Raw genomic sequence first — 23,464 nt, 5'->3', positions numbered from 1 at the left:
GGCAATAGTGTAACACTTGTGCGTTATAGCGCATCATGCGACCATGTGCGCTATAACGCACAACCTCATAAAGAGTCTGACCATGACGAGAGCGGAACCTCCCCGTTTTACCCTGCCGATGCTGGTTTCCGGCTTTGTGGCTGTGCTGGTGGGCTACAGCAGCAGTGGCGCGATTATCTATCAGATGTTTCAGGCGGCGGGCGCCACGCCCGCGCAGATTGGCGGCTGGCTGTCGGTGCTGGGCATTGCGCAGGGGATCGCTTCGCTGAGCCTGTCACTGCGCTACCGCATGCCGGTGCTGGCTGCCTGGTCAACGCCCGGCGCCGCGCTGCTGGCGACCAGTTTTCACGGCATTTCGCTGAATGAGGCGGTAGGCGTCTTTGTTTTCGCCAACCTGCTGATCGTATTGTGCGGCGTCACCGGCCTGTTTGCCCGGCTGATGAACTACATTCCTGCCTCGCTGGCAGCGGCGATGCTGGCAGGTATTCTGCTGCGCTTCGGGCTGCAGACCTTTGCCGATTTGCAAAGTAACTTTGTACTGTGCGGCAGCATGTGCCTGGCCTGGCTGCTGGCCCGCCGCTGGCTGGCCCGCTATGCAATTCTGGTCACGCTGCTGGTGGGTGTTGCCGTCGCGCTGGCACAGCACGCCATCCACTTTCCGCCTCAGCCGATTAGGCTGGCAATGCCGGAAGTCGTGATGCCGCACTTTACGCTCACCACGCTGCTGGGGATCGGCGTGCCCTATTTCCTGGTGACGATGGCGTCGCAGAACGCACCCGGCATCGCCACGCTACAGGCGCACGGCTACCGTCCACCCGTCTCTTCACTGATGAGCTGGACCGGATTAATTGCGCTGCTGCTGTCGCCATTAGGAGGTTTTTCGGTCTGCGTGGCGGCGATTACGGCGGCCATCTGCATGAGCAATGAGGTCGACCCAAATCCTCAGCAACGCTGGCGCGCGGCGGCGCTGGCGGGGATCTTCTATCTGCTGGCGGGCGCGTCCGGTGCGCTGATCGCCGTGCTGTTCAGTGCCCTGCCTGCGGTGCTGATTGAGGCGCTGGCAGGTCTGGCACTCCTTGCCACGCTGGGTGGCAGCCTCCACCGCGCACTGGATCTGCCTGCCGAACGCGACAGCGCGCTGATCACCTTTCTGATCACCGCTTCCGGCGTTTCGCTGCTGGGCATTGGTCCGGCCTTCTGGGGACTGGCGGGCGGCATCATCGCCCACCTGTTGCTGGTGCGCAAATCCGGCTGATTGCGTCATACTCTCTGAAATAGCGGTGGTTTTTCCGTCAGCCGGTGAAAAAAACAGTGGATTTACCCCCTTTTTCTGCCGTTTGATTTGTCATTGCCCCGCGTAAAATCAACCCAATCGTCGATAACACGCGATTTTCTGCCTCAGACAACGACCGATAAGGGCCCAACAGGTGGCAAAAACTTTTCTGCGCAGCGGTAATTTAGATGCAGTTCTGGCGTTAGGTGAAAATGGCCAGCCGGTCTACGCCTCAGCATTGCAAATTCGTGAAACCCTGCGCCTGCGCCGTCAGAGCGCACTGGCAGATTGCCTGGCCATTCCTCAGGCCAATGAACGGGGCGATCGCCTCGACTGGTATGCCCCTTTTAGCGGCCGGGTAAAATCCTGGCTGGGTGCCAGCGATCATGAACGTCGCGCGGCGCTGCAACAGCTCACCGCCTGTCAGCAGGATATGCAGGATCTCAGTACGCGCGCGCGCGCGGCAGAGAATCCATCAATGCGGCTGTTTGGTGCGCTGCTGAGCAAAACCCTGCAATTCCCCGACCAGCAGTATGTCTATCTGGTTGATGGCAAACCGGTCATCACCTTCTGGGGCTTTGTCGATGCCCAGGCGCGCAGTCGCGATGACGCGCTGGCCTGCCTGCGTGACACGCTGGAAGAGAACCTGCCGGTGGCGCTGGTTGAACCGCTGCCTGAGCTGCCTGCCGCGCCGGTCATCGCTGAACCAGTGATGATCGCTGAGCCTGAACCTGAACCTGTGGCTGAACCGCTGCCGGTTGCAGCACCCGTTGAAGCTCAGCCGGCGACGCCTGTAGCGGCTCGCCGCCGTTTCCGCGTCTGGTATGTGTTACCGCCGGTGGCGATTGCTGCCGCCGTGACGGTGGCCGTGTTGCTGCATCGTTCAGAACCCGTAAAAACACCGGTTGCCACTGCGAAGCCAGCGTCAGCTCCGGCGACGGTATCCACTCCGGCCCCTGCTGCGACTCCGTCACCGGTTGCGGCGACACCGTCCGTCACCCCACCTGCCGAGCAGGCAGCACCGGAAAAACTCCCTGAATCGCAGCCGCAGAAACCGGCCAACACCACCACCGATACCGCACCGGCAGACGCATCTGCTACCCTTGCCACAACGGTGACGGCGCCGGTTCCGGCCAAACCCGATGACCTGATCGTGACGCCGGATGCGGTGCGCGATGGCCAGGTTAGGGTGATTGATGGCCGCTGGCGTGTCACTATCGACCAGATGCCGACGCCAACCGGTAAGCCTCCGGTAATGCGCTTCCAGTTTAAAAACGGCAGAGGCAGCGTGCAGATCGCCCAGGGCAATACTACCTGTAAAGCGGATGTCAGCGCGGCCATGACCAGCGCCGGTAACCTGGTGATTGAGAGCCGCTACACGGCGAAGTGCCAGAACAATTCGCGCTACCGTATGCCACTGCTGGTCTGCCATGCGAGTATCGGCGCCGCAGTATGTGAAGCGCAGTATGCTGATGACCGGGTCTTCCCGATGACGATTAAGCGTGAGAGTAAATAACGATGCTGGCTCCCCTGATCGATGACAAACAAAAAATTTCGCTGATTGAAAACAGCGGCGTGCAGTTTCTGGATTTCGGCCTGCAACTCTCAGATACCCCGGCGCGCCGCCAGTTTGTGCGCCAGACCGCCAACGGCCCGCTGCTGCGCCTGAACGTCGATGGCAACAGCGGTAAGTTCCTGCTCTATCCGGAAGATGGCGGCGCTGCGGAAGTGGTGCGCCCGGAGTCTGATATCGCGCTGGCGGACTCGCTCTCTCTGCTGTCAGCCTGCTGGCTGCCGCTGCCGATGCTGCGCTGTGCCAGCGGACGTCGTTTTATCGGCGGTCCTGAAAACTGGGCGCGGATGCGTCTGGTTGCGCTGCCCGCGCCCGATGCAGCGGGCAATACCCATCGCGTCAGCCTGGCCTTTGATACCCGCTGCGTGGCGGAACAGGATGGCGGTGAACAGATCGGCCTCAGCCCAGCTGATGCTCAGAACGGTGTGACTTTTGCGCTCGCCTGGCACAACTACGAGCTGGGTGATTTTCTTGACCTGACCTGGGTTGACGGCTGGCTGCGCGAATCCTTTACCGACCGCGTCTCCGATCGCCGCGAACAGGCGATTAATCAGGCGCTGCGCGAGTTTGAGTATCAGGCGCACTACCTCAATCTGCTGGAACTGCTGGGCGAACAGCTCGACCTCAGCGAGATCCATATTCAGGCCGCCACGCTGCAGACCCCGGCGGTCAACGTCGATATCATTCTGGATGTCGGTAACTCCCATACCTGCGGCATTCTGGTGGAAGATCACCCGGAAGAGAGCAACGGCCTGAAGCAGACCTATGAGCTGCAGCTGCGCGATCTGTCGCAGCCGCATCAGGTTTACAACGAGCTGTTTGACAGCCGTCTGGAGTTTGCCGAGACCCGTTTTGGCAAAGCGAACTTCTCGCTGGAGAGCGGTCGTGAGCAGGCCTTTATGTGGCCTTCTCTGACCCGCGTCGGCCGTGAAGCGAGCCGTCTGGCCCTGCAGCGTGTGGGACTGGAAGGCAGCACCGGCCTCTCCAGCCCGCGCCGTTATCTGTGGGATGAGGCGCGCTATCAGCCAGGCTGGCGTTTTAACACGCCCGGCGAACAGGCTGAACCGCTGGCCTATGCCGCGCCCTTTACCACCCTGCTTAACGACGAAGGCCAGCCGCTTTCGACGCTGGCACCCGACGATCGACTGCCGGTCTTTTCTCCGCACTACAGCCGCAGTTCGCTGATGACCTTTATGCTGTGTGAGCTGCTGGCTCAGGCGCTGATGCAGATGAACAGCGCGGCACAGCGTCAGCGGATGCCGCAGAGCCACGCGCCGCGTCAGCTGCGCCATGTGATCCTGACGCTGCCGTCAGCGATGCCGAAGCCGGAGCGTGAAATTTTCCGCCGCCGGATGCAGGAAGCGCTGGCGCTGGTCTGGAAAGCGGAAGGTTGGCTGGCTGACGAAGATGACCTTTCACCATCACTGCCTCGTCAGAATCCGAAACCGCTGCCGGATGTGCAGATGGAGTGGGATGAAGCGACCTGTGGTCAGATGGTCTGGCTGTTTAATGAAACCCAGGTCAACTTTGCCGGTCGCGCCGAAGACTTTTTCAGCAGCATGGCCCGTCCGGATCGCCCGCGCGATGCTGACGAACTGCCAGGCAAGAGCCTGCGCATCGCCTCGATTGATATCGGCGGCGGCACTACTGACCTCGCCATCACCCAGTATCGTCTGGATGATGGTCAGGGCAACAACGTCAAAATCACGCCGCGACTGCTGTTCCGCGAAGGCTTTAAAGTCGCGGGCGACGATATCCTGCTGGACGTGATTCAGCTGTGGATTTTACCGGCGCTGCAGCAGCATCTGCAGAAAGCGGGCCTGACGCTGGCGGAACCGCTGATGAACAAGCTGTTTGGTCACGACAGCCGCATGGACGGTCAGGCCACGCTGCGTCAGCAGATCACCTTACAACTGTTTATTCCGCTGGCGCAGGCGGTACTGGAACGCTACGAAAACTGGGATCCGCTGGAGAGCCACGCGGAGATCAACGCACTGTTTGGCGAGCTGGTCGATCAGCCGCCGGGCGAAGCGGTACTGGCCTTCGTCAACGGCGAGATTCAGCGCGAGCTGGGCGGTAACAGCCGCTTTGACCTGCTGCAGGTACCGCTGGTGGTGAGCCTGTCACAGCTGCACGGTGAATTTATGCAGCACCGGATGGCGATTATCCCGGCGCTGCGTTCAATGTGTGAAGTGGTGTCGCTCTATCAGTGTGACGTGCTGCTGCTGACCGGTCGCCCGTCGCGCTTCCCGGGCATTCAGGCGCTGGTGCGTCATCTGCAACCGCTGCCGGGCAGCCGTATACTGTCGCTGGAAGGCTATCACACCAGCGACTGGTATCCGTTTAACAAACATGGCCGCATCGACAACCCGAAATCGACCGCGGCGGTCGGCGCGATGCTCTGCCTGCTGGCGCTGGATCTGCGCCTCAGCAGCTTCTGGTTCCGCGCAGGCGATTTTGAACCCTACTCGACGATTCGCTATCTTGGCATGCTCGACGAAAACCAGGCGCTGACGGACGAGAACCTCTGCTACAGCGAAATTGACCTCGACGATCCCGGCTATGTGCTGGATAAAAAGCGCAGTTTCCGTATTCGCGGCAACGTCTGTCTCGGCTTCCGCCAGCTTGATAACGATCGCTGGCCCGCCTCACCACTCTATAGCCTGACGCTGAACGACGCCACCCTGGCGCGTAAAGTGGCCGGTGAGAGCGTGCTGCGCATCCGGCTGGCGGTAAAAGCCGGACCCGACGCGTCCGGCCCGGAAAGTCTGGTGCTGAGCGATGCCCGTCTGGATGATGGCACCCGCGTGCCGCTGGAGCAGTTGAGTCTTAAGCTGAATACCCTGTCGGCGACCGGCAATGCCAATGCGCAATACTGGATTGACAGCGGGAGCGTGTGTAAACGATGAAAGCCCTGAAACCCCGTCAGCCGCAAACGCTGGCAAAACGTCTTGGCCTGTTGCAGGACGCCCTGAATAACAGTCTGGCCTGGATTGAGAGCAGCCGTGAGCAGTCGCCGCGTCTGGCGCTGGAAGCAGAAACCCTGACGCTGCAACTGCGCCAGGCGCGCGTGCAGACTCAGGCGCTGGCGCAACAGGTGGCGCGTCCGGTGACGCTGGCGCTGTTTGGCCAGTCGCAGGCGGGTAAGGCCTGGCTGCTGAACGAAATGGTGGCCGATGCACAGGGCCAGTTAGTGACCCGCATGGGTGATAAACTGCTGAACTGGTTTCAGCATATCAATCCCGGCAACCTCGATTTTGCTACCGCCACCCGTTTCAGCCATCAGCGCGAGCCACTTTCAAACGAGTGGCCGGTTGAACTGACGCTGCTGAGTGAAGCGGAGATCGTACGGCTGATGGTCGCCTGTGCCGGCGCGACAACGCCCGACACCGCACAGATCGACAGCGCACTGCAGCGCCTGCAGCGTCATCGCCTCGCCACGCCGCTGGCGGGTCTGGAAGGCGATGCGCTGGTGACACTCTGGTCCTGGTGCCGTCGCCGTGCGCACCACGATGCGCGGCTTGATCGTCATTTCTGGCCGCAGGCGGTTGAGCTGGCGCCCTGGCTCAGCGTTGACGACCGGGTACAGCTTTTTTCACTGCTGTGGCCTGGTCAGCCTGAACTGAATGAGATGCTGCGCACCCTGCTGCATCTGCGTCACCAGCTGCGTAACAGCAGCCGGGTGCTTGCTCCACTGAGCCTGCTGACCGACACATCACTGCTGCCGGCCGAGCAGCTGATTGTGCCGGCCAGTGAGCAGGATCAGCAGCAGCTGGTGGAAGTCTGCCCGCTGAATGGTAACCGCATCGGTAAGGCGCAGAACGTGCCGCTGGGATTACTGGCGCTGCTGACGCTGGAAGTGCTGGTCCCGCTGAGTTCCACACCGCGAACCGCGCTCTATGATGATGCCGATATGCTGGAACTGCCCGCGCCAGGCCAGTCCGGTGACGCGGCAACCCAGGAAGATCGTCAGCGCCTGCAGCAGCAGGATCCGCTGCGTGCCCAACTGCTGGAACAGAAACGTGCCCTGCTGCCCGGTTTTTACGCCGCGCGTCAGGCAATTGATCTGCTGCTGGTCTGTACCGCAGCCAGCCAGCGTCAGGATGCCGACCTCGCCAGCGAAACGCTGCGCGAATGGCAGCGTCAGCAGCCCGCACAGGAATCCGCAGAGAAACCGCGTCTGATCTGGGCGATTACCCCTTTCGATGCCCGCCATCAGCAGGTCAATGTGGATGAAGCGGTGCAGCGTCAGATGGGACAGCCCGGTCAGCACTGGGGATCGATGCTGGCACTGGATCGCGCAGGCGTCGACCGCATGGCGAGCTGGTTGCAGGATGAGATGCAGCCGGAAGCGCGCCGCGACATGCTGCTGGCTCAGTTGGCGCAGATTCAGCATACCGTGGTGGAGCGGCGTTTATTGCCCTGGACCGAAGCGGGTGCCAGCCCGGAACAGGCGGCACGCAAACAGAATATCGCCGATACGCTACTGAAGTGTTTACAGCATCGGACCGGCCTGCATGGCGAGCTGCTGGAACGCCTGCAGCCGCCGCGTGAGGCGCTGCGTCAGCTGTGGCTTAATCAGTCCGCTTTACAAGGCAGCAAACCGGCCAGTATTCAGGCCCCGGAAAATCAGTTTGGCATCGGGTTTGAATTTGACCTGTTCAGTGAGAGCCCGGCTGAAGCGCCGGTTCAGCCGCGTCAGAGTCTGCATAGCGCTCAGCAGTATCCGCGTCAGGTACTGCTGCTGTGGCTGGATCATCTGCGTCAGCTGCCGGAAAACCGCAGCCTGCTGGCGTTGCTGAACGTGGATAAGCCAACGATGGAGTGGCTGGTTGAGGAGCTGATCACGGCCGGATTCCGCACCGATATCGCGCAAAAGCTGCAGCAGGCGCTGCATGAGCCCGATACGCAGAGCGTCAGCCATGAATCTCGCGCCGATCGTCAGGTGACGCGGGCAATGACGGTGCTGGGGGATTTTGTGGCCTGGCTCGGCTTTTTACAGCGTCCTGAATCGGAACGCCCTGCCAGCCGCGTTAATCGGGGTCAGGTGATTTTCTCGCGTCCTCCGGCTCCCAGCGTCAGCTTCAGTGCCGGTCAGCGTCTGACCAAACTTTCTGCCGCCCCGGCCAATCACACGGCCTACTATATCTACGACTGGCTGGTGGGGCTGAACCAGGTCATCATTGAGAACAATGGTTACACCGGCGGCGGCGATCTGCCGCTGGCAGCCCGCGAAGCGCTGGTTGCGCTGCTCAAGCCGCTACGCGCTTAATCAATGATCAGGCGCAGTTCGCCCTCCAGCGACTGCGCCGCCTCTCCCAGCAGCGCCAGCACCGGCGCTAAATCGGCCTGATGCGCGGCATAGTGCTGCAACCACATTGTCGCAGGCAGCGCCATCCCGCCCGTCAGCCAGTCCCATAACGCATCCAGATTATGTCCGAAGGTCTGCGGACAGCCGCTCTGCTCAGCAAACTGCTGATAAAACGCCGCGCGCGTGGTGAGCTGACGCAGGTCAAAGGTCAGATTAAGCATGATCAGGGCACCTGCCTGAAACTGCGGTAGTGATCGGTGGAGAGAAACACCAGCCCGTCAGAGGAGTAAACCAGGCGATCGGCGTCGCGATGCCCGCAGCGATAATTCACATCCGCTTCATACCACTGACGGCCCGCACGCGCGGGCAGACGCTTTTCACGGTTCGTAAAGCGATCGCCGCCAATGGCTTTGCCTGGCAACACGTCACACAGGTTGCCTTTGGCCGGATTCCAGCCACGCTTGCGCGCGTCGTTTTTGGTGAGGTAGTAGTCCGGCAGTTGCTGATGCTGCAGCACCCAGCGCGCCACGGTATGGGCGTCAGTCAGGGTGGCGATATCCGCCTGGGCAGGGGCTGAAACGGAATTCAGATAGGGTTTAAGGCCGTAGAAACAGGCCGCGAGGACGAGAAAAAGTCCAATCCAGAGTTTTTTTGACATGATGGCATCCGTGACGACAGGACGCAGATGATACCAGTTTTGCGCGCAGAGAAAAGCGCGGGCCAGACAAGCTGGCCCTGGCGAGGTTATGCTGCGTGCGAATCCCCGCTGTGCCGACGCCATGCACCCGGCGCGACGCCATACTGGCGTTTGAAGCTGCGGTTAAAGGATTGCTGGGAGTCGAAACCTAACGATATCGCCACATTGAGAATCGGTTCATCTGTGCTGGTCAGGCGGTCGGCTGATTTCTTCAGCTTCTTAACCCGGATGTATTCACCCAGTGGATAACCGGTGTGCTCTTTAAACATGCGCTGCAGGTGCCATTTGGAGTAGCCCGCGCGCTCTGAAACGGTATCCAGATCCAGACGTGCTTCGATGTTGTTATCAATCCAGTCGATTAAATCGTGAATAAAAGCATCACTCATCATTCCAGTCTCTCCTGTCGCCGTGGCGAAAAGTATTAGTATCAGTTGCAGTTACACTTAAGGGTGGCTGACTATGCCATTTAATGCAAGTTTTATTAGTACATTAAATGCCGCACTATTTGTGTGGTTTTAGCTAAGTTGTTCAGGCTTTCATCGCCCTGCCCTAAACCGCACATAAAGTGTATCTGTTATTCTTGCAGTTGCCAGCCACGCAAGCCTACACTCACCGCGATTAATTGCAATCTTAAAAGTTGCAAATATTGGCCTGCAGGCCGCCTGTTTATATCTATCGCGGAATAACAACAATGATTACGAACCGGGTTCGTCAGGGTTTAACCCTCTTAGGGATGGTACTGCTCATCACGCAACTGAGCGGCTGCGATAAAGGTGTGGCGCAAAACGCCGCTCCCCCGCCGCCTGAAGTGAGTGCCGCACCCGTGCTGATCAAACCGGTCAGTCAGTGGGACAATTTCAATGGCCGGGTTGAAGCGGTGCAGAGCGTGCAGTTGCGTCCGCGCGTCTCTGGCTACATTGATGCCGTTAACTATCGTGAAGGCGATGAGGTCAGAAAAGGTCAGGTACTGTTTACCATTGATGACCGGAGTTACCGCGCGGCGCTGGAGCAGGCCAAAGCGGAACTGGCCCGGGCGCGCAGTCAGGCGAGTCTGGCCCGCAGCGAATCGGGCCGCAGCGAGAAGCTGATCGGCACGCAGGCGATTTCCCGCGAAGCGTGGGAGCAGCGTCGTTCTGCCGCCAGTCAGGCGCAGGCGGATGTGCTGGCCGCAGAGGCCGCGGTCGATATGGCGCAGCTGAACCTCGACTTCACCCGCGTCACCGCGCCGATTGATGGCCGCGCCAGCCGGGCGATGATCACCGCCGGTAACCTGGTGACCGCCGGCGACAGCGCCAGTGTGTTAACCACGCTGGTGTCGCAGCAGCAGATGTATGTCTATTTCGATGTCGATGAGAACACCTTCCTGAACTATCAGGCGATGGCGCGTCAGGGCCAGCAGCGCCATGCGCTGCCGGTTGAGATTGCGCTGGTCGGCGAACAGGGTTTCCCGCACCAGGGCAAAATTGACTTCCTGGATAACCAGCTGACCGCCAGCACCGGCACCATTCGTATGCGCGCCCTGCTCGACAATCAACAGCGGCAGTTTACGCCTGGCCTGTTTGCCCGCGTGCGTCTGCCCGGCAGCGCACAGTTCGAGGCGGTGCTGATCGATGATAAGGCGGTATTGACCGACCAGGATCGCAAATATGTCTACGTGGTGGATGGCGAAGGTAAAGCGCAGCGGCGCGATATCCAGCCTGGCGCGATGGTGGATGGTTTGCGCATCGTTAAATCGGGTCTGCAATCTGGCGACAAGGTCATCATCGCCGGTCTGCAAAAAGTATTTATGCCCGGCATGCCGGTCACTGCTCAGCCGGTCGCCATGCGTGCGGCAGTCGCTCAATAACCCGAGGCCGCTATGGATTTTTCCCGCTTTTTTATCGACCGGCCTATTTTTGCTGCGGTGCTGTCGATCCTGATTTTTGTGACCGGGGTGATTGCCATCCCGCTGCTGCCAGTCAGTGAATATCCCGACGTGGTGCCACCCAGCGTACAGGTGCGCGCCGAGTATCCAGGCGCTAACCCGAAAGTGATTGCGGATTCCGTGGCGACGCCGCTGGAAGAGGCAATCAACGGCGTCGAAAACATGATGTACATGAAGTCAGTAGCCGGTTCTGACGGCGTGCTGGTGACCACCGTCACCTTCCGTCCAGGCACCGATCCTGATCAGGCGCAGGTGCAAGTGCAGAACCGCGTAGCGCAGGCGGAAGCCCGACTGCCGGAAGATGTGCGTCGGCTGGGGATCACCACCCAGAAGATGTCGCCGACCCTGACGCTGGTCGTCCACATGTTCTCACCGAACAATACCTACGATTCGCTCTACCTGCGTAACTACGCCACCCTCAAGGTGAAAGATGAGCTGGCCCGGCTGCCGGGTGTCGGTCAGATCCAGATTTTCGGCGCAGGCGAGTATGCGATGCGCGTCTGGCTTGATCCCAATAAAGTGGCGGCGCGTGGTCTGACCGCCTCTGACGTGGTAACGGCGATGCAGGAGCAGAACGTGCAGGTCTCTGCCGGTCAGCTGGGTGCCGAGCCGCTGAAAAAACAGAGCGATTTTCTGCTGTCAATCAACACCCAGGGACGACTGGAGAGCGAGCAGCAGTTTGGCGATATCATTCTGAAAACCTCGGAAGATGGTTCGCTGGTGCGGCTGCGTGACGTGGCGCGGATTGAGATGGGCTCGGGCAGCTATGCCCTTCGCTCGCAGCTGAATAACAAAGATGCGGTCGGTATCGGCATCTTCCAGGCGCCTGGCGCCAACGCCATCGACCTCTCCAATGCGGTTCGCGCCAAAATGGATGAGCTGGCGACCCGCTTTCCCAACGACGTGAAATGGGCCGCGCCTTACGATCCGACGGTGTTTGTCCGCGACTCGATTAAAGCCGTGGTGCAGACCCTGCTGGAAGCGGTCATTCTGGTCGTGCTGGTGGTGATTCTGTTCCTGCAGACCTGGCGCGCCTCGATCATTCCCCTGCTGGCGGTGCCGGTTTCGATAGTCGGTACCTTTAGCGTGCTCTATCTGCTTGGCTTCTCGCTGAATACGCTGAGCCTGTTCGGGCTGGTGCTGGCGATTGGTATCGTGGTGGATGACGCCATTGTGGTGGTGGAGAACGTCGAACGTAACATTGAGATGGGGCTGTCGCCGCGCGCCGCTGCGCATCAGGCGATGCGTGAGGTCTCCGGGCCGATCATCGCCATTGCGCTGGTGCTGTGCGCGGTGTTTGTGCCGATGGCGTTTCTCTCTGGCGTCACCGGGCAGTTCTACAAGCAGTTCGCCACTACCATCGCCATCTCTACAGTGATCTCTGCTATTAACTCGCTGACGCTCTCGCCTGCGCTGGCGGCGATGCTGCTGAAAGATCATCACGCGCCGAAAGACCGGCTAACGCGGATCATTGATGCGCTGTTTGGCTGGCTATTCCGGCCGTTTAACCGCTTCTTCCAGCGCAGTGCCCATGGTTATGAATCGCTGGTGGGCCGTACGCTGCGTCGCCGTGGCGCCGTGTTTGGCGTCTATATTCTGCTGCTGGCAGGTGCCGGATTTATGTTCCACACCGTGCCGGGTGGATTTATTCCGACGCAGGATAAGCTCTACCTGATTGGTGGCGTGAAGATGCCGGAAGGTTCCTCTCTGGCGCGTACGGATGAAGTGATTCGTAAGATGAGCGAAATCGGTATGCAGACCGAAGGCGTCGCCTATGCGGTCGCGTTCCCTGGCCTGAATGCATTGCAGTTCACCAATACCCCGAACAGCGGCACGGTGTTCTTCGGTCTGAAGCCGTTTAATGAGCGCAAACATACGGCGGCGGAGATCAACGCTGAGATCAATGCGAAGATTGCTCAAATCCAGCAGGGCTTTGGCTTCTCGATTATGCCACCGCCGATTCTGGGGCTGGGCCAGGGCTCGGGCTATTCGCTCTATGTGCAGGACCGGGCGGGTCTGGGTTATGGCGCACTGCAGACGGCGATTAATACGCTGTCAGGCAGCATCATGCAGACACCAGGGATGCACTTCCCCATCTCCTCTTATCAGGCCAACGTTCCGCAGCTTGATGTGAAGGTAGACCGGGATAAAGCCAAAGCGCAGGGAGTATCGCTGACCGCGCTGTTCAGCACGCTCCAGACCTATCTCGGCTCGTCGTATGTGAATGACTTTAACCGCTTTGGCCGCACCTGGCGGGTGATGGCGCAGGCTGACGGGGATTTCCGCGACAGCATCGAAGATATCGCTAACCTGCGTACCCGAAACGATCGCGGTGAGATGGTGCCGATTGGCAGCATGGTCAACATTACCACCACCTACGGTCCCGACCCGGTGATCCGCTATAACGGCTATCCGGCGGCGGATTTGATTGGTGATGCCGACCCACGCGTGCTCTCCTCGGCGCAGGCGATGAGTCAGCTCGAAGCGATGTCCGGTCAGCTATTGCCAAACGGCATGAACATCGAGTGGACCGATCTGAGTTATCAGCAGTCAACGCAGGGCAATACCGCGCTGATTGTCTTCCCGATGGCCGTGTTGCTGGCGTTCCTGGTGCTGGCCGCGCTGTATGAGAGCTGGACGCTGCCGCTGGCGGTGATCCTGATTGTGCCGATGACCATGCTCTCTGCGCTGTTTGGCGTCTGGCTGACTGGCGGTGACAACAACGTCTTCGTGCAGGTCGGACTGGTGGTGCTGATGGGGCTGGCCTGTAAGAACGCGATTCTGATCGTCGAGTTTGCGCGGGAGCTGGAGATTCAGGGCAAAGGGATTGTGGAAGCGGCGCTGGAAGCGTGTCGCCTGCGTCTGCGTCCGATTGTGATGACCTCCATCGCCTTTATCGCCGGTACAATACCGTTGATTCTGGGTGAGGGCGCGGGTGCAGAGGTCCGTGGCGTTACCGGTATTACGGTCTTCTCCGGCATGCTCGGCGTGACGCTGTTCGGCCTGTTCCTGACGCCGGTGTTCTACGTCGCCCTGCGCAAGCTGGTGACGCGCCGGTCAGGTAGTGCATCGTCCGTGACGGCGTAAACCGTAAAAGTTAAAAGGGGCGATCATATGATCGCCCCTTTTTTTGCCTGTGATTCACTGATTCCAGCAGACCCCACCTTGTAGGCTAACGCCGCTTCAATCTTTCATTCAGCGTTTCAATGATAAACGCATTCAGCGAGGTTTCATTGATCATGGCGGGTTGCCCGGCGACATTAGCCAGATCAGAATTATTATTCATCTTTGACCTCTAGCGTTCTGCTTGCGGACAGATGATCAGGTACGAATTTCAATCCGGGCTTTGCGTCCCAGCTGAGCCAGCGCCAGCTCCACATTTTCGACTTTCGATGAGTGCTCTACATCCAGTAGTCGATCAACCTGTGGGCCATTCACGCCCAGCTGACGTGCCAGATCGACTTTACGGGTGCCGGTTTCAATCATTGCGTTGTAAAGTGCCGCTTTCATTGCCACCAGTACAGGCACAGAGACGATGTACTCTCCTTCCAGCGGTTTACTGGCAACCGGAATCGGACGACGCGTATCCATCTCGAGAGAGATTGCCGTCACCAGTCCATCTTCGGCTTCTGCAAGTGCTTCCTCAACGGTGTCACCGACGGAATGCAGTAACTGCAAATCACGACACGAGACCTCATAGGTATCGGTTTTGGCGTCATGAGTTAATCTGACGGCATAATTAAACATAGAGTTACCTCTCTGATCGGGCTCACAGGCCCAGATCTTTTAAAATTTTTCTGCGCGTAGCTTCAGGCATTTCTTTTGCTCCGTGATCCGGAAAAATGGATTGCCTGTCGCCCAGGAAGACCTTGAAATGGCTGCTTCCACTGCGGTGCTTAGTCAAAATAGCGCCCTGCTGAATGAGCCAGCGTCTGAATTCACTGTACTTCATCGCGTTCCCTCGCTGTGTATAACAGCAAGAATAACATTGGTGATAATCAATACAACATTAATGTTGTGATGGATGCTGAATTTTCAAATGTTTATCAGGTTCAGCGTGATAACCGACCCCAGGAAAGTGAGTTATTGGCTTATGGCAGATTTGAGGCAGGAAGTTACTGACCAGCAGGCATAAAAAAAGCCGCTAATCAGCGGCTCTTTTTGCAGAGATCATCAATCTCTTCGGGTTCAGGTTCCGGCACGGCGGTGCAGTTGCTGGTGTCGCGTTTCTTCAGTTCGTTCAGTGCGTCTGCCACGGTGCGTTTTGCCAGCACATCCAGCGACGCCTGCTCGGCTTCATCGGCTATCGACTTGAAGTACCAGCAGAGGTTGGCACTGACCAGACAGCGTGGCGCGACGTCGGGACGCGCGGCCCAGATTTTTTTGTCTTCGATCACGGAGACATAGATATCCCGCAGGGTAATTTCCGCAGCAGGACGGCCCAGATGAATCGAACCGGTACGGCCCAGCGTGGAGACGATAATGCCGTCACGGGTCAGCGGGACCATTAATTTTCGTATGAAACTGGGATTCGCTTCCAGCCCGTAGGCCAGAATCGCGCTGGTAGAGCGTTTTCCCATTTGCTCCGCCATCGCTACGCTCAGAACCATTTGCAAAGCTGTCGGGAAGCGGTAATCAAGCATTTCTTTATCCTGAGTTGCGGTGCATCTTATTGTTTTATTGCCGCATAAGTGAACAATCAATGAGCAATAAATATAACAAACACTGTTGCTTTTTTGAAGCAAACCGGCGGTGACAAGGCACGTATTCACCAAAGGCTGAGGCCCGATAGCACAAGGTGCTTAGCCTGCTAACGGCCCTCTTCCTGCGGAGCAAGGAGAACCGTTCCGTTATGCCGTGTTGGCCGCTGTCGCCGGTAATCGCTGCTTCAGCGCAATAACCAGTACCACGTTAAAGATTGCCAGGGCGCAAAGCAACCACAGCGTCGCCGATGCTCCCATCTTTTCAAACACATATCCACCTATCAGCGGCGTCAGTGCCTGCCCCATCAACGCCGGGCGGGCCATTTTACCCACCACAATCGCATAGGACTCTGGTTTGACCATCGCCAGCGGTAAAGTTCCCCGCACGATGGCACGTAAGCCATTTCCTGCGCCATACAACACCATGCTCAGCAACGCCATCTGCGGAAACAGTGCCAGCAACAGCAAGCCCAGTGCCACCAGCCCGACGGAAAAAAAGGTGGTACGGATGGGATGACTGCGTTTAAAGGCGATATCGACGAGTCGGGATCCCACCTGACACGGGCCAAGTACGGCGCTGATCGCCAGCGCCGAGGTCAGCGTATGACCACTCGCCTGCAGCAAGGCGATAAGCTGCACGGAAATAGCCGTCATGATCACGGACGCCAGGGTAAAGATGGCACACAGTAGCCAGAACAGCGCAGGCGCAATCTCCGCCGAGCCAGGCTGCGGACTCAGTCGTTTCTCCGGCCGCTTAGCGTGACTGTCGGGTAAGGCAAACAGATAGGCAGGCAGCACGCAGACGACCATCAGTGCCGCAATTATCAGCGACGCGTTTCGCCAGCCGAATCCGTGGATTAACAACGCCGTTCCCGGCCAGACCAGCGTGGTGCAGAAGCCAGATATCAGGGTGATACCGGTGATCGCTGCACGCGCCTGACCGCCATAGCAGGTGCCGAGTGTGGCAAACAGTGCGTCATAAAGGCCCATCGCCATGCCGATGCCAATAATTACCCAGGCAAACAGAAACAGCGTCAGAGAGTGGCTATAAGCCATGATCACCAGCCCCACCGCCATCACCATGCCACTTAGTGCCAGCAACAGGCGGCCACCGGTGCGGGCGATAATCCTGCCTGCCAGCGGTGACAGCAGGCCCGATACCAGAATCCCGGTCGAGAGTGCGCCATAAATCCACTGCTGTGACCAGCCTGTCTCAGCCGCAATCGGATTCGCCATCACCGCCATCAGGTAGAACGACCCGCCCCATGACAGGATCTGCACCCAGCCCAGGGTAATAATGGCGGCGATGCCGGGTTTGTTGTTCTGATTCACAGGCAATCTCCTGGTTAGCAGGCGAACCGTTTTTATAACATGTTCTGCGATAAGCCAAAATGCGTGATGCCTTTTGACTGGATAGCCATGCAGGCCGCACGGTTTTGAGTAAACCACCTATAGTATGTTGTAACTATATAACGCTTGCATCCGCGCCAGGCTTCTGCCACATTGTGGACGTTGTAACTATGGAGGCACAACATGACGCGCTACGACTTAGTGGCTGATATGCATCAATGTGTAAATGACCTGGAACTGGCGCTGGGTGAATTGCGTCAGCAGATTGAAGCGCAGCCTCTGCTGATCGCCCGCGTCTTCAGCCTGCCGCCGGTGGTTAAAGGTCGCGAACATGAAGCGATCACCCGGATTGCCGTCGAGCAGCATCTCGGGGAGAGCGCGTTAAAAATGGCGCTTGACCACTACTGCCGCCTGTTTATGCAGCATCAGTCAGAACAGCTGAGCACCAAGGCTGCCGTGCGCTTACCTGGCGCGCTCTGTATCGAATGCGACGCGCAGCAGGAAGCGGAGATCGGCGCACTGGTCGACGTCATCAATCAGCTGAAAGCACGGCTTGAGCAGCTGATTACGGTGGACTCTGGCCTGCCGAGTGAGGCGCGTTTTGAGTTCGTCCACCAGCATTTGCGCGGGCTGATTACCCTGAATGCCTATCGCACTATCACCCTGCTGAGCGCACCGGACAGCCTGCGTTTCGGCTGGGCCAACAAGCACATTATCAAGAATCTCAAGCGCGAAGAGGTGATCGCCCAGCTGGAAAAAAGCCTGAAGTCGGGACGTGCAAAAGCGCCGTGGTCACGTGAACAGTGGGCGGAAAAAGTGCAGGAGGAGCTGGCAAGCGTGCGCGCCCTGCCCGCCTCGGCACGGCTGAAAATCAAGCGCCCGGTGAAAGTCCAGCCGGTTGCACGCGTCTGGCGCGCGGATGAACAAAAACAGACTCAGCTGGCCTGTCCTTCTCCGATTCTGGTTATCTGTCGCGATCGCAGCCAGGTTCCGGTTCTGGGTGAATTGCTTAATTACGATGCCGATAATATTAACCATCGTTATAAACCTGCTGCAGAACCGCTGAATCTTTTGATCCCCAGACTGCATCTGTGGGTCGATTGTCCGATATAAATAAAAAGGCCAGCTTTCGCTGGCCTCTGACTCACTCAAACCTTACGACTTCATGCTGCCGACCATCTCTTCCGGACGAACCCAGGCATCAAACTCCTCTTCGGTAAGATAACCCAGCTTCAGCGCCGAGCCTTTCAGCGTCAGCCCCTCTTTGTGCGCCTTCTTGGCAATTTCTGCCGCTTTGTCATAGCCAATATGGGTATTCAGCGCCGTCACCAGCATCAGCGATTCGTTAAGCAGTTGATCGATGCGCTCACGCACCGGCTCAATGCCGACCGCGCAGTGATGATTAAAGCTGTCCATGCCATCCGCCAGCAGACGAATTGATTGCAGGAAGTTATGGATTACCATCGGACGGAACACGTTAAGCTCAAAGTTACCGGATGCGCCGCCCATGTTGATCGCCACATCGTTACCCATCACCTGACAGCAGAGCATGGTCATCGCTTCGCACTGGGTCGGGTTAACTTTACCCGGCATGATGGAACTGCCTGGCTCATTTTCCGGGATGGCGATTTCGCCGATGCCGCAACGCGGGCCGGAAGAGAGCCAGCGCACGTCGTTCGCGATTTTCATCAGCGAGGCGGCCAGCCCTTTCAGCGCGCCATGCGCATGCACCAGCGCATCACAGGTTGCCAGCGCCTCAAACTTGTTTGGCGCAGTGACAAATGGCTGCTGCGTGAGATCGGCCAGCGCCTTCGCCACGCGCACCGCATATTCCGGATGGGTGTTCAGGCCCGTACCTACTGCCGTGCCGCCCAGCGCCAGTTCCGCCACGTGCGGAATGCTCAGCTCAATATGCTTCAGGTTATGCTCCAGCATCGCCACCCAGCCGGAAATCTCCTGGCCCAGAGTCAGCGGCGTGGCATCCTGCAGGTGAGTACGGCCAATCTTGACGATATCTTTGAAGGCGTCGGACTTCTGGCTTAAGGTCTTCTTCAGTACCTGAATCTGAGGGATCAGCTGTTCGCGCAAGGCGATAACGGCGGCAACGTGCATCGCCGTCGGGAAGACATCGTTGGAACTCTGGCTCTTGTTCACATCGTCGTTGGGATGAACCAGCCGCGCCATTCCGCGCTCGCCGCCAAGGATTTCACTGGCGCGGTTCGCCAGCACTTCATTCATGTTCATATTGGTCTGGGTGCCGGAACCGGTCTGCCAGATCGCCAGCGGGAATTCATCCGCATGCTTGTCAGCCAGCACCTCATCGGCCGCGCTGACAATCGCCTCGGCGCGGTCAGCGGGCAGCAGTCCCAGATCGCGGTTGACGCTGGCCGCGGCGCGCTTGGTCAATGCCAGTGCATGCACCAGCGCGGTCGGCATTTTTTCGGTTGAGATGCGGAAGTGTTCCAGTGAGCGCTGTGTCTGCGCGCCCCACAGTTTGTCTGCCGGTACGTCGATGGGGCCCATTGAATCTTTCTCAATGCGATTGGCTGCCATGAATACGTCTCCTTCATCTGGTTTTTAAAAGAATGACCGCCCGGTACGTCATTACGATCGACTGCCGGGCGGTCAGGATAGTAATACACAATAATTTAACATTATCAGAGCTTAGCGTCCTTTTGCGCTGGAGATGTATTTTTACCGGCAGTTTCTGCTTTAATACTGGCAATAATTTCCCGTGATAAAGGGTTATACAATGCAAAAAATGAACAATACGCTGCAAAACTACGCATGGGGCAGCAAAACTGCGTTGACTGAGCTTTACGGAATCGCTAATCCACAGGGGCTGCCGATGGCGGAACTCTGGATGGGCGCACATCCGAAAAGCCCCTCCACCGTGATTGACCAGGGCAGCGAGCGTTCGCTGCGTGACGTGATTGATGCCGCGCCTGCCGCCATGCTGGGCGAAGCGGTGGCACAGCGTTTTGGTGAACTGCCCTTCCTGTTCAAAGTGTTGTCTGCCGATCAGCCGCTGTCGATTCAGGTCCATCCCAGCAAACGCGCGGCCGAAGTGGGCTTTGCCCGTGAGAATGCGGCGGGTATTCCGCTGACAGCTGCTGAGCGTAATTATAAAGATGCCAACCACAAGCCGGAGCTGGTCTACGCGCTGACGCCCTTCCAGGCGATGAATGGCTTTCGCACCCTGACGGAGATGGTCTCACTGCTGGAGCCGGTTGCGGGCGCACATCCACAGATAGCCCATTTTCTGCAGCATCCCGATCAGGATACGCTGGCCGCGCTCTTCTCTACCCTGCTGTCACTGGAGGGTGAGGCGAAATCGCTGGCGCTGGGCATCCTGAAATCCGCGGTTGATGCACAACAGGGTGAGCCGTGGCAGACCATTCGCATGATTGCGGCAGAGTATCCTGACGACAGCGGCCTGTTTTCGCCGCTACTGCTGAACGTAATCACGCTGCAACCGGGCGAGGCGATGTTCCTCTATGCGGAGACCCCGCACGCTTATCTGAAAGGCGTGGCGCTGGAGGTGATGGCAAACTCCGATAACGTGTTGCGGGCCGGGTTAACCCCGAAATATATCGATATTGCCGAGCTGATGGCGAACCTGAAGTTTGAAGAGAAGCCAGCCAGCACCCTGCTGACTGAGCCAGAGCAACAGGGCAACGCGCTGCGCTTCCCGATTCCGGTGGAGGATTTTGCCTTTGCCATTCATACCCTGAACGCAGAGCCACAGCCGCTGACGCAGCAGAGCGCCGCAGTGCTGTTCTGCATTGAAGGCCAGACGGTGATCGCCAAAGGCGAGCAGCAGATAACGCTGAAACCAGGTGAATCCTGCTTCATTGCCGCCAGCGAATCCCCCGTAACGGTCGCAGGCACGGGCCGACTGGCGCGGGTATTTAACGACTTAGGGTGAAGCGGCTGACGGAGTGCCTGTTAACTGCTATTATTTCAACCTATTAGCTTTTAAACGCCTGCGGGCGTTTTTCTTCAGTCGCTGGGGTAAACCTGCGGCATAAGCGGACTCAAGGATAAGGACGAATCAGCAATGAAAAAGACCAATGTTGCCGTAGGTGTCATCATCGCACTGGGCGTAGTCTGGACTGGCGCGGCATGGTTCACCGGCAAGCAGATTGAAAGCCACAGGGATGAGCTGGTGCAGAACGCCAATGCCCAGCTGAATGCTTATGCCCCTAACAGCCGACTGAAGATCAGCTATCAGGACTATCAGCGCGGCGTGTTCAGCAGCAAAGTGAATCTGGTGATTCAGGCCAACTCGCAGACGGAAGATAATCCCCTGCTTAAACCAGGCCAGAGCATCATCCTGAACGAAACCATCGATCATGGCCCTTTCCCGTTTGCTCAGCTGAAGCATTTTAATCTGATCCCGAGCATGGCGTCGGTTCATACCGAACTGGCTAACACCGATGCGGTGAAAAAGCTGTTTGAGCTGACCGGCAACAAGTCGCTGATTAACGCCGATACCCGTATCGGCTACAGCGGTGCCACCGATACGGCGCTGCGCGTTCTGCCGGTTGATTATCAGAATGCGCAAAGCGGCGAGCGTCTTGCCACCAATGGGGGCACCTTCAACGTCAGCGCGGATAACAAAGGCGACAAAGTGTCGCTGGACATTGATGTTGATAGCCTCGCGCTGACCAGTAAAAATGAGATGGGCCAGCCGGTGCTGTTCACCATTAATGGTCTGAAGCTGAGCGGTAACACCCATCTCAGCCCGGAAGGCGTTCGTATTGGCGACCAGTCAGTGGATATTGAGAAGGTCAATGCCAGCATCAATGGTCAGGACGCCCTGACGCTGCACAAAATGAAAGGCACCTCCTCTTTCGATAACAGCGCCGGTAAGATTGGCGGCAATATCGACTACAAGGTTGAAGGCATTCAGCTGCAGAAGCAGGATTTTGGTCAGGCAGCGCTGAAGATGAAACTGTCACAGTTTGATGCGCAGGCGGTAAAAGCCTTCTCCGATCGTTACAACGCGCAGATGCAGGAACTGCTGAGCCAGCCTGGCGTCGCGGAAGATCCTATCCGCTACCAGGCGGGTGTGCATCAGATTCTGATGAGCAACCTGCCGATGCTGCTGAAGGGCTCACCTGCGATCAGTATCGCCCCGCTGAGCTGGAAAAATGATAAAGGTGAAAGCACCTTTAACCTGAACGCAAATTTCAACGATCCCTCTGCGGTGACCGGCGAAGCCCAGACACTCAGCGCCATGGTTGATCGGGTACTCAAGAGCCTGGACAGCAAGCTGGTCATCAATATGCCAATGGCGACCGAAACCATGCATAAAGTGGGACTGGCTGAAGGATATCAGGCCGATGACGCACAGAAGCTGGCAGATCAGCAGGTGAAAGGACTGGCGGCGATGGGTCAGATGTTCCGCCTGACCCAGCAGCAGGATAACAATATCGTCACCAGCCTGCAGTATACCAACGGTCAGGTGAACATGAACGGCGACAAAATGACGCTGGAGCAGTTCCTCTCCCGCTATATGCTGGGTATGCCGACCAGCGAAGGGATGCCGCAGTAATTCTCTACTTTTCTTTTAAAGGCGACCTCCGGGTCGCCTTTTTTATGCCGAGCCGCGAATAACCAGCTGCGGCGGCATAATCACGTTCTGCCGGGCGGCATCGGGTTGCGCTATCCGTTGCAGGATACGCTCAGCTGCCACACGGCCAATCTCCCGGGCTGAACTGGTGACAAACGTCAGCGGCGGATCGGTCAGTTCCGCCTGCGGTTCATCGCCAAAACCCATCAGAGCCAGCTGCTGATCGTAATAGCTGTCGACTGCACCCCGGGCGAATGTTCGCCCGGTGCGCAACAGCCCAAAATAGCATCCCAGCGCGGTAGTGGCGTTATAGGCCAGCACGGCAGTCAGCCGCGGATGGTGCTGAAACAGCTGTACCGCCGCGTCAGCCGCCTCTTTTTGCGTGTTACCGCATTCAATAATCCACTCAGGCCGGAACGGCAGCCCATATTGCAGCAGGGTGGCGCAGTAGCCGCCAAGACGCTCTGCCCGGGTCAGTGATGCGCTATGGCCGCCCAGCCAGGCAATGCGCTGATGCCCCTGACGAATCAGGTATTCGGTGGCCAGACGCGCAGCCTGAGCATTATCGGGGCGAATAGCGTCCACCTCCTCCAGGCTACTGGCGCGCGCGGCACAGACTAAGGCCATATTTACCTCTCTGGCCCGTGTCACAATCTGGCTGGCCTTATCGGCACCGCCTCCCAGCACCACGCCATCCACTCCCTGAGCGACCAGTGACTCAAAGCAGCGATGCAGATGCTGTCCCTGGGCGCCGCTCTGCGTCAGGAACAGCAATTTGCCCTGCTTCTCCAGCGCTTCACTCAGACCTGCCGTCATTTCGGCATAAAATGGCTGGCTGAGATCGCGGACGATCAAGCCAATCACGCCACTCTCACCCCCGCGCAGCATGGTTGCCGAACGGTTACGCACGAAACCGAGTTGCTCAATGGCCTCGTTCACGCGCGCCATGGTGGCCGCAGAGATCCGTCCTTTGCCGGATAACACCAGCGATACCGTGGTCACCGACACGCCCGCCGCCGCCGCAACATCATTGATGGTGATTTTACTCATCAGAT

The 23,464-nt window shown here is 58.2% G+C and carries 18 protein-coding genes; 9 read left to right on the top strand and 9 right to left on the bottom strand.

Translation table 11 applies throughout. The features are described from left to right. The first annotated feature begins 43 nt into the window (after positions 1-43). From HFD94_RS07220 to HFD94_RS07205, 4 genes are all read left to right on the top strand, one after another. On the top strand, positions 44-1,255 hold the full coding sequence (locus tag HFD94_RS07220) for a benzoate/H(+) symporter BenE family transporter (RefSeq protein WP_108912492.1): 1,212 nt from the start codon (positions 44-46) through the stop codon (positions 1,253-1,255). Between the two features lie 172 nt (positions 1,256-1,427). Continuing rightward, positions 1,428-2,789 (top strand): SrfA family protein, encoded by a 1,362-nt coding sequence (locus HFD94_RS07215; protein WP_167432950.1) that lies wholly within the window; start codon positions 1,428-1,430, stop codon positions 2,787-2,789. A gap of 2 nt (positions 2,790-2,791) precedes the next feature. Continuing rightward, positions 2,792-5,755: a virulence factor SrfB gene (locus HFD94_RS07210; RefSeq protein WP_167432949.1), complete on the top strand. Its 2,964-nt coding sequence runs from the start codon at positions 2,792-2,794 to the stop codon at positions 5,753-5,755. Continuing rightward, positions 5,752-8,118 carry a virulence factor SrfC family protein gene (locus HFD94_RS07205; protein ID WP_167432948.1) on the top strand — a complete coding sequence of 789 codons (2,367 nt, stop codon included), beginning with the start codon at positions 5,752-5,754 and terminating at the stop codon, positions 8,116-8,118. Before HFD94_RS07210 ends, HFD94_RS07205 begins: the two co-directional genes overlap by 4 nt. On the opposite strand, the gene HFD94_RS07200 is transcribed toward HFD94_RS07205, so the two are convergent. From HFD94_RS07200 to HFD94_RS07190, 3 genes are all read right to left on the bottom strand, one after another. Then, positions 8,115-8,378 carry a barstar family protein gene (locus tag HFD94_RS07200; protein ID WP_010245304.1) on the bottom strand — a complete coding sequence of 88 codons (264 nt, stop codon included), beginning with the start codon at positions 8,376-8,378 and terminating at the stop codon, positions 8,115-8,117. The two genes, HFD94_RS07205 and HFD94_RS07200, sit on opposite strands and share 4 nt — an antisense overlap. Before the next feature lie 2 nt (positions 8,379-8,380). Beyond that, a complete protein-coding gene (locus tag HFD94_RS07195; protein ID WP_010245306.1) occupies positions 8,381-8,815 on the bottom strand; it encodes a ribonuclease domain-containing protein in 435 nt (144 codons plus the stop codon). A gap of 86 nt (positions 8,816-8,901) precedes the next feature. Then, on the bottom strand, positions 8,902-9,243 hold the full coding sequence (locus HFD94_RS07190) for a helix-turn-helix domain-containing protein (RefSeq protein ID WP_009090299.1): 342 nt from the start codon (positions 9,241-9,243) through the stop codon (positions 8,902-8,904). A 302-nt stretch (positions 9,244-9,545) separates the two neighbouring features. Here HFD94_RS07190 and HFD94_RS07185 point away from each other — a divergent pair, with 302 nt between their 5' ends. Together HFD94_RS07185 and oqxB are read left to right on the top strand one after the other, a co-directional pair. Continuing rightward, positions 9,546-10,700 carry an efflux RND transporter periplasmic adaptor subunit gene (locus HFD94_RS07185; protein WP_022625698.1) on the top strand — a complete coding sequence of 385 codons (1,155 nt, stop codon included), beginning with the start codon at positions 9,546-9,548 and terminating at the stop codon, positions 10,698-10,700. Between the two features lie 12 nt (positions 10,701-10,712). After that, positions 10,713-13,865, top strand: a complete 3,153-nt coding sequence (oqxB, locus tag HFD94_RS07180; RefSeq protein ID WP_031593601.1) for a multidrug efflux RND transporter permease subunit OqxB — start codon at positions 10,713-10,715, stop codon at positions 13,863-13,865. A 234-nt stretch (positions 13,866-14,099) separates the two neighbouring features. On the opposite strand, the gene HFD94_RS07175 is transcribed toward oqxB, so the two are convergent. The 4 genes from HFD94_RS07175 to HFD94_RS07160 all read right to left on the bottom strand — a co-directional run bounded on the left by HFD94_RS07175 (position 14,100) and on the right by HFD94_RS07160 (position 16,813). Further along, positions 14,100-14,525: a type II toxin-antitoxin system HicB family antitoxin gene (locus tag HFD94_RS07175; protein ID WP_167432947.1), complete on the bottom strand. Its 426-nt coding sequence runs from the start codon at positions 14,523-14,525 to the stop codon at positions 14,100-14,102. Between the two features lie 22 nt (positions 14,526-14,547). Next, positions 14,548-14,730, bottom strand: coding sequence for a type II toxin-antitoxin system HicA family toxin (locus tag HFD94_RS07170; RefSeq protein ID WP_122888909.1), 183 nt, complete (start codon positions 14,728-14,730; stop codon positions 14,548-14,550). Positions 14,731-14,926: 196 nt separating this feature from the next. Then, a complete protein-coding gene (locus tag HFD94_RS07165; protein WP_010245324.1) occupies positions 14,927-15,421 on the bottom strand; it encodes an Rrf2 family transcriptional regulator in 495 nt (164 codons plus the stop codon). Positions 15,422-15,628: 207 nt separating this feature from the next. After that, positions 15,629-16,813 carry an MFS transporter gene (locus HFD94_RS07160; protein ID WP_167432946.1) on the bottom strand — a complete coding sequence of 395 codons (1,185 nt, stop codon included), beginning with the start codon at positions 16,811-16,813 and terminating at the stop codon, positions 15,629-15,631. Positions 16,814-17,014: 201 nt separating this feature from the next. On the opposite strand from HFD94_RS07160, the gene tus reads away from it, so the two are divergent. After that, a complete protein-coding gene (tus, locus tag HFD94_RS07155) occupies positions 17,015-17,944 on the top strand; it encodes a DNA replication terminus site-binding protein (protein WP_033757557.1) in 930 nt (309 codons plus the stop codon). A 42-nt stretch (positions 17,945-17,986) separates the two neighbouring features. Here tus and fumC read toward each other — a convergent pair whose 3' ends face one another. After that, positions 17,987-19,384, bottom strand: coding sequence for a class II fumarate hydratase (gene fumC / locus HFD94_RS07150; protein ID WP_010670092.1), 1,398 nt, complete (start codon positions 19,382-19,384; stop codon positions 17,987-17,989). Positions 19,385-19,583: 199 nt separating this feature from the next. Here fumC and manA point away from each other — a divergent pair, with 199 nt between their 5' ends. Both manA and HFD94_RS07140 read left to right on the top strand, forming a co-directional pair. After that, the gene (gene manA, locus HFD94_RS07145; RefSeq protein WP_167432945.1) at positions 19,584-20,759 is read left to right on the top strand and encodes a mannose-6-phosphate isomerase; all 1,176 of its coding nucleotides are present in this window, start codon (positions 19,584-19,586) and stop codon (positions 20,757-20,759) included. A 132-nt stretch (positions 20,760-20,891) separates the two neighbouring features. After that, the gene (locus tag HFD94_RS07140; RefSeq protein WP_167432944.1) at positions 20,892-22,391 is read left to right on the top strand and encodes a YdgA family protein; all 1,500 of its coding nucleotides are present in this window, start codon (positions 20,892-20,894) and stop codon (positions 22,389-22,391) included. A gap of 42 nt (positions 22,392-22,433) precedes the next feature. Here the strand turns inward: HFD94_RS07140 and malI are convergent, their stop codons facing one another. Next, the gene (malI, locus tag HFD94_RS07135; protein WP_033779241.1) at positions 22,434-23,459 is read right to left on the bottom strand and encodes a Mal regulon transcriptional regulator MalI; all 1,026 of its coding nucleotides are present in this window, start codon (positions 23,457-23,459) and stop codon (positions 22,434-22,436) included. Between the last annotated feature and the right edge of the window lie 5 nt (positions 23,460-23,464).

Source organism: Pantoea sp. EKM20T (assembly GCF_011800485.1).
Taxonomy (GTDB): domain Bacteria; phylum Pseudomonadota; class Gammaproteobacteria; order Enterobacterales; family Enterobacteriaceae; genus Pantoea; species Pantoea agglomerans.
The sequence above is the reverse complement of the archived record's forward strand: the minus strand, read 5'-3'. Positions and strand labels throughout refer to the sequence as shown.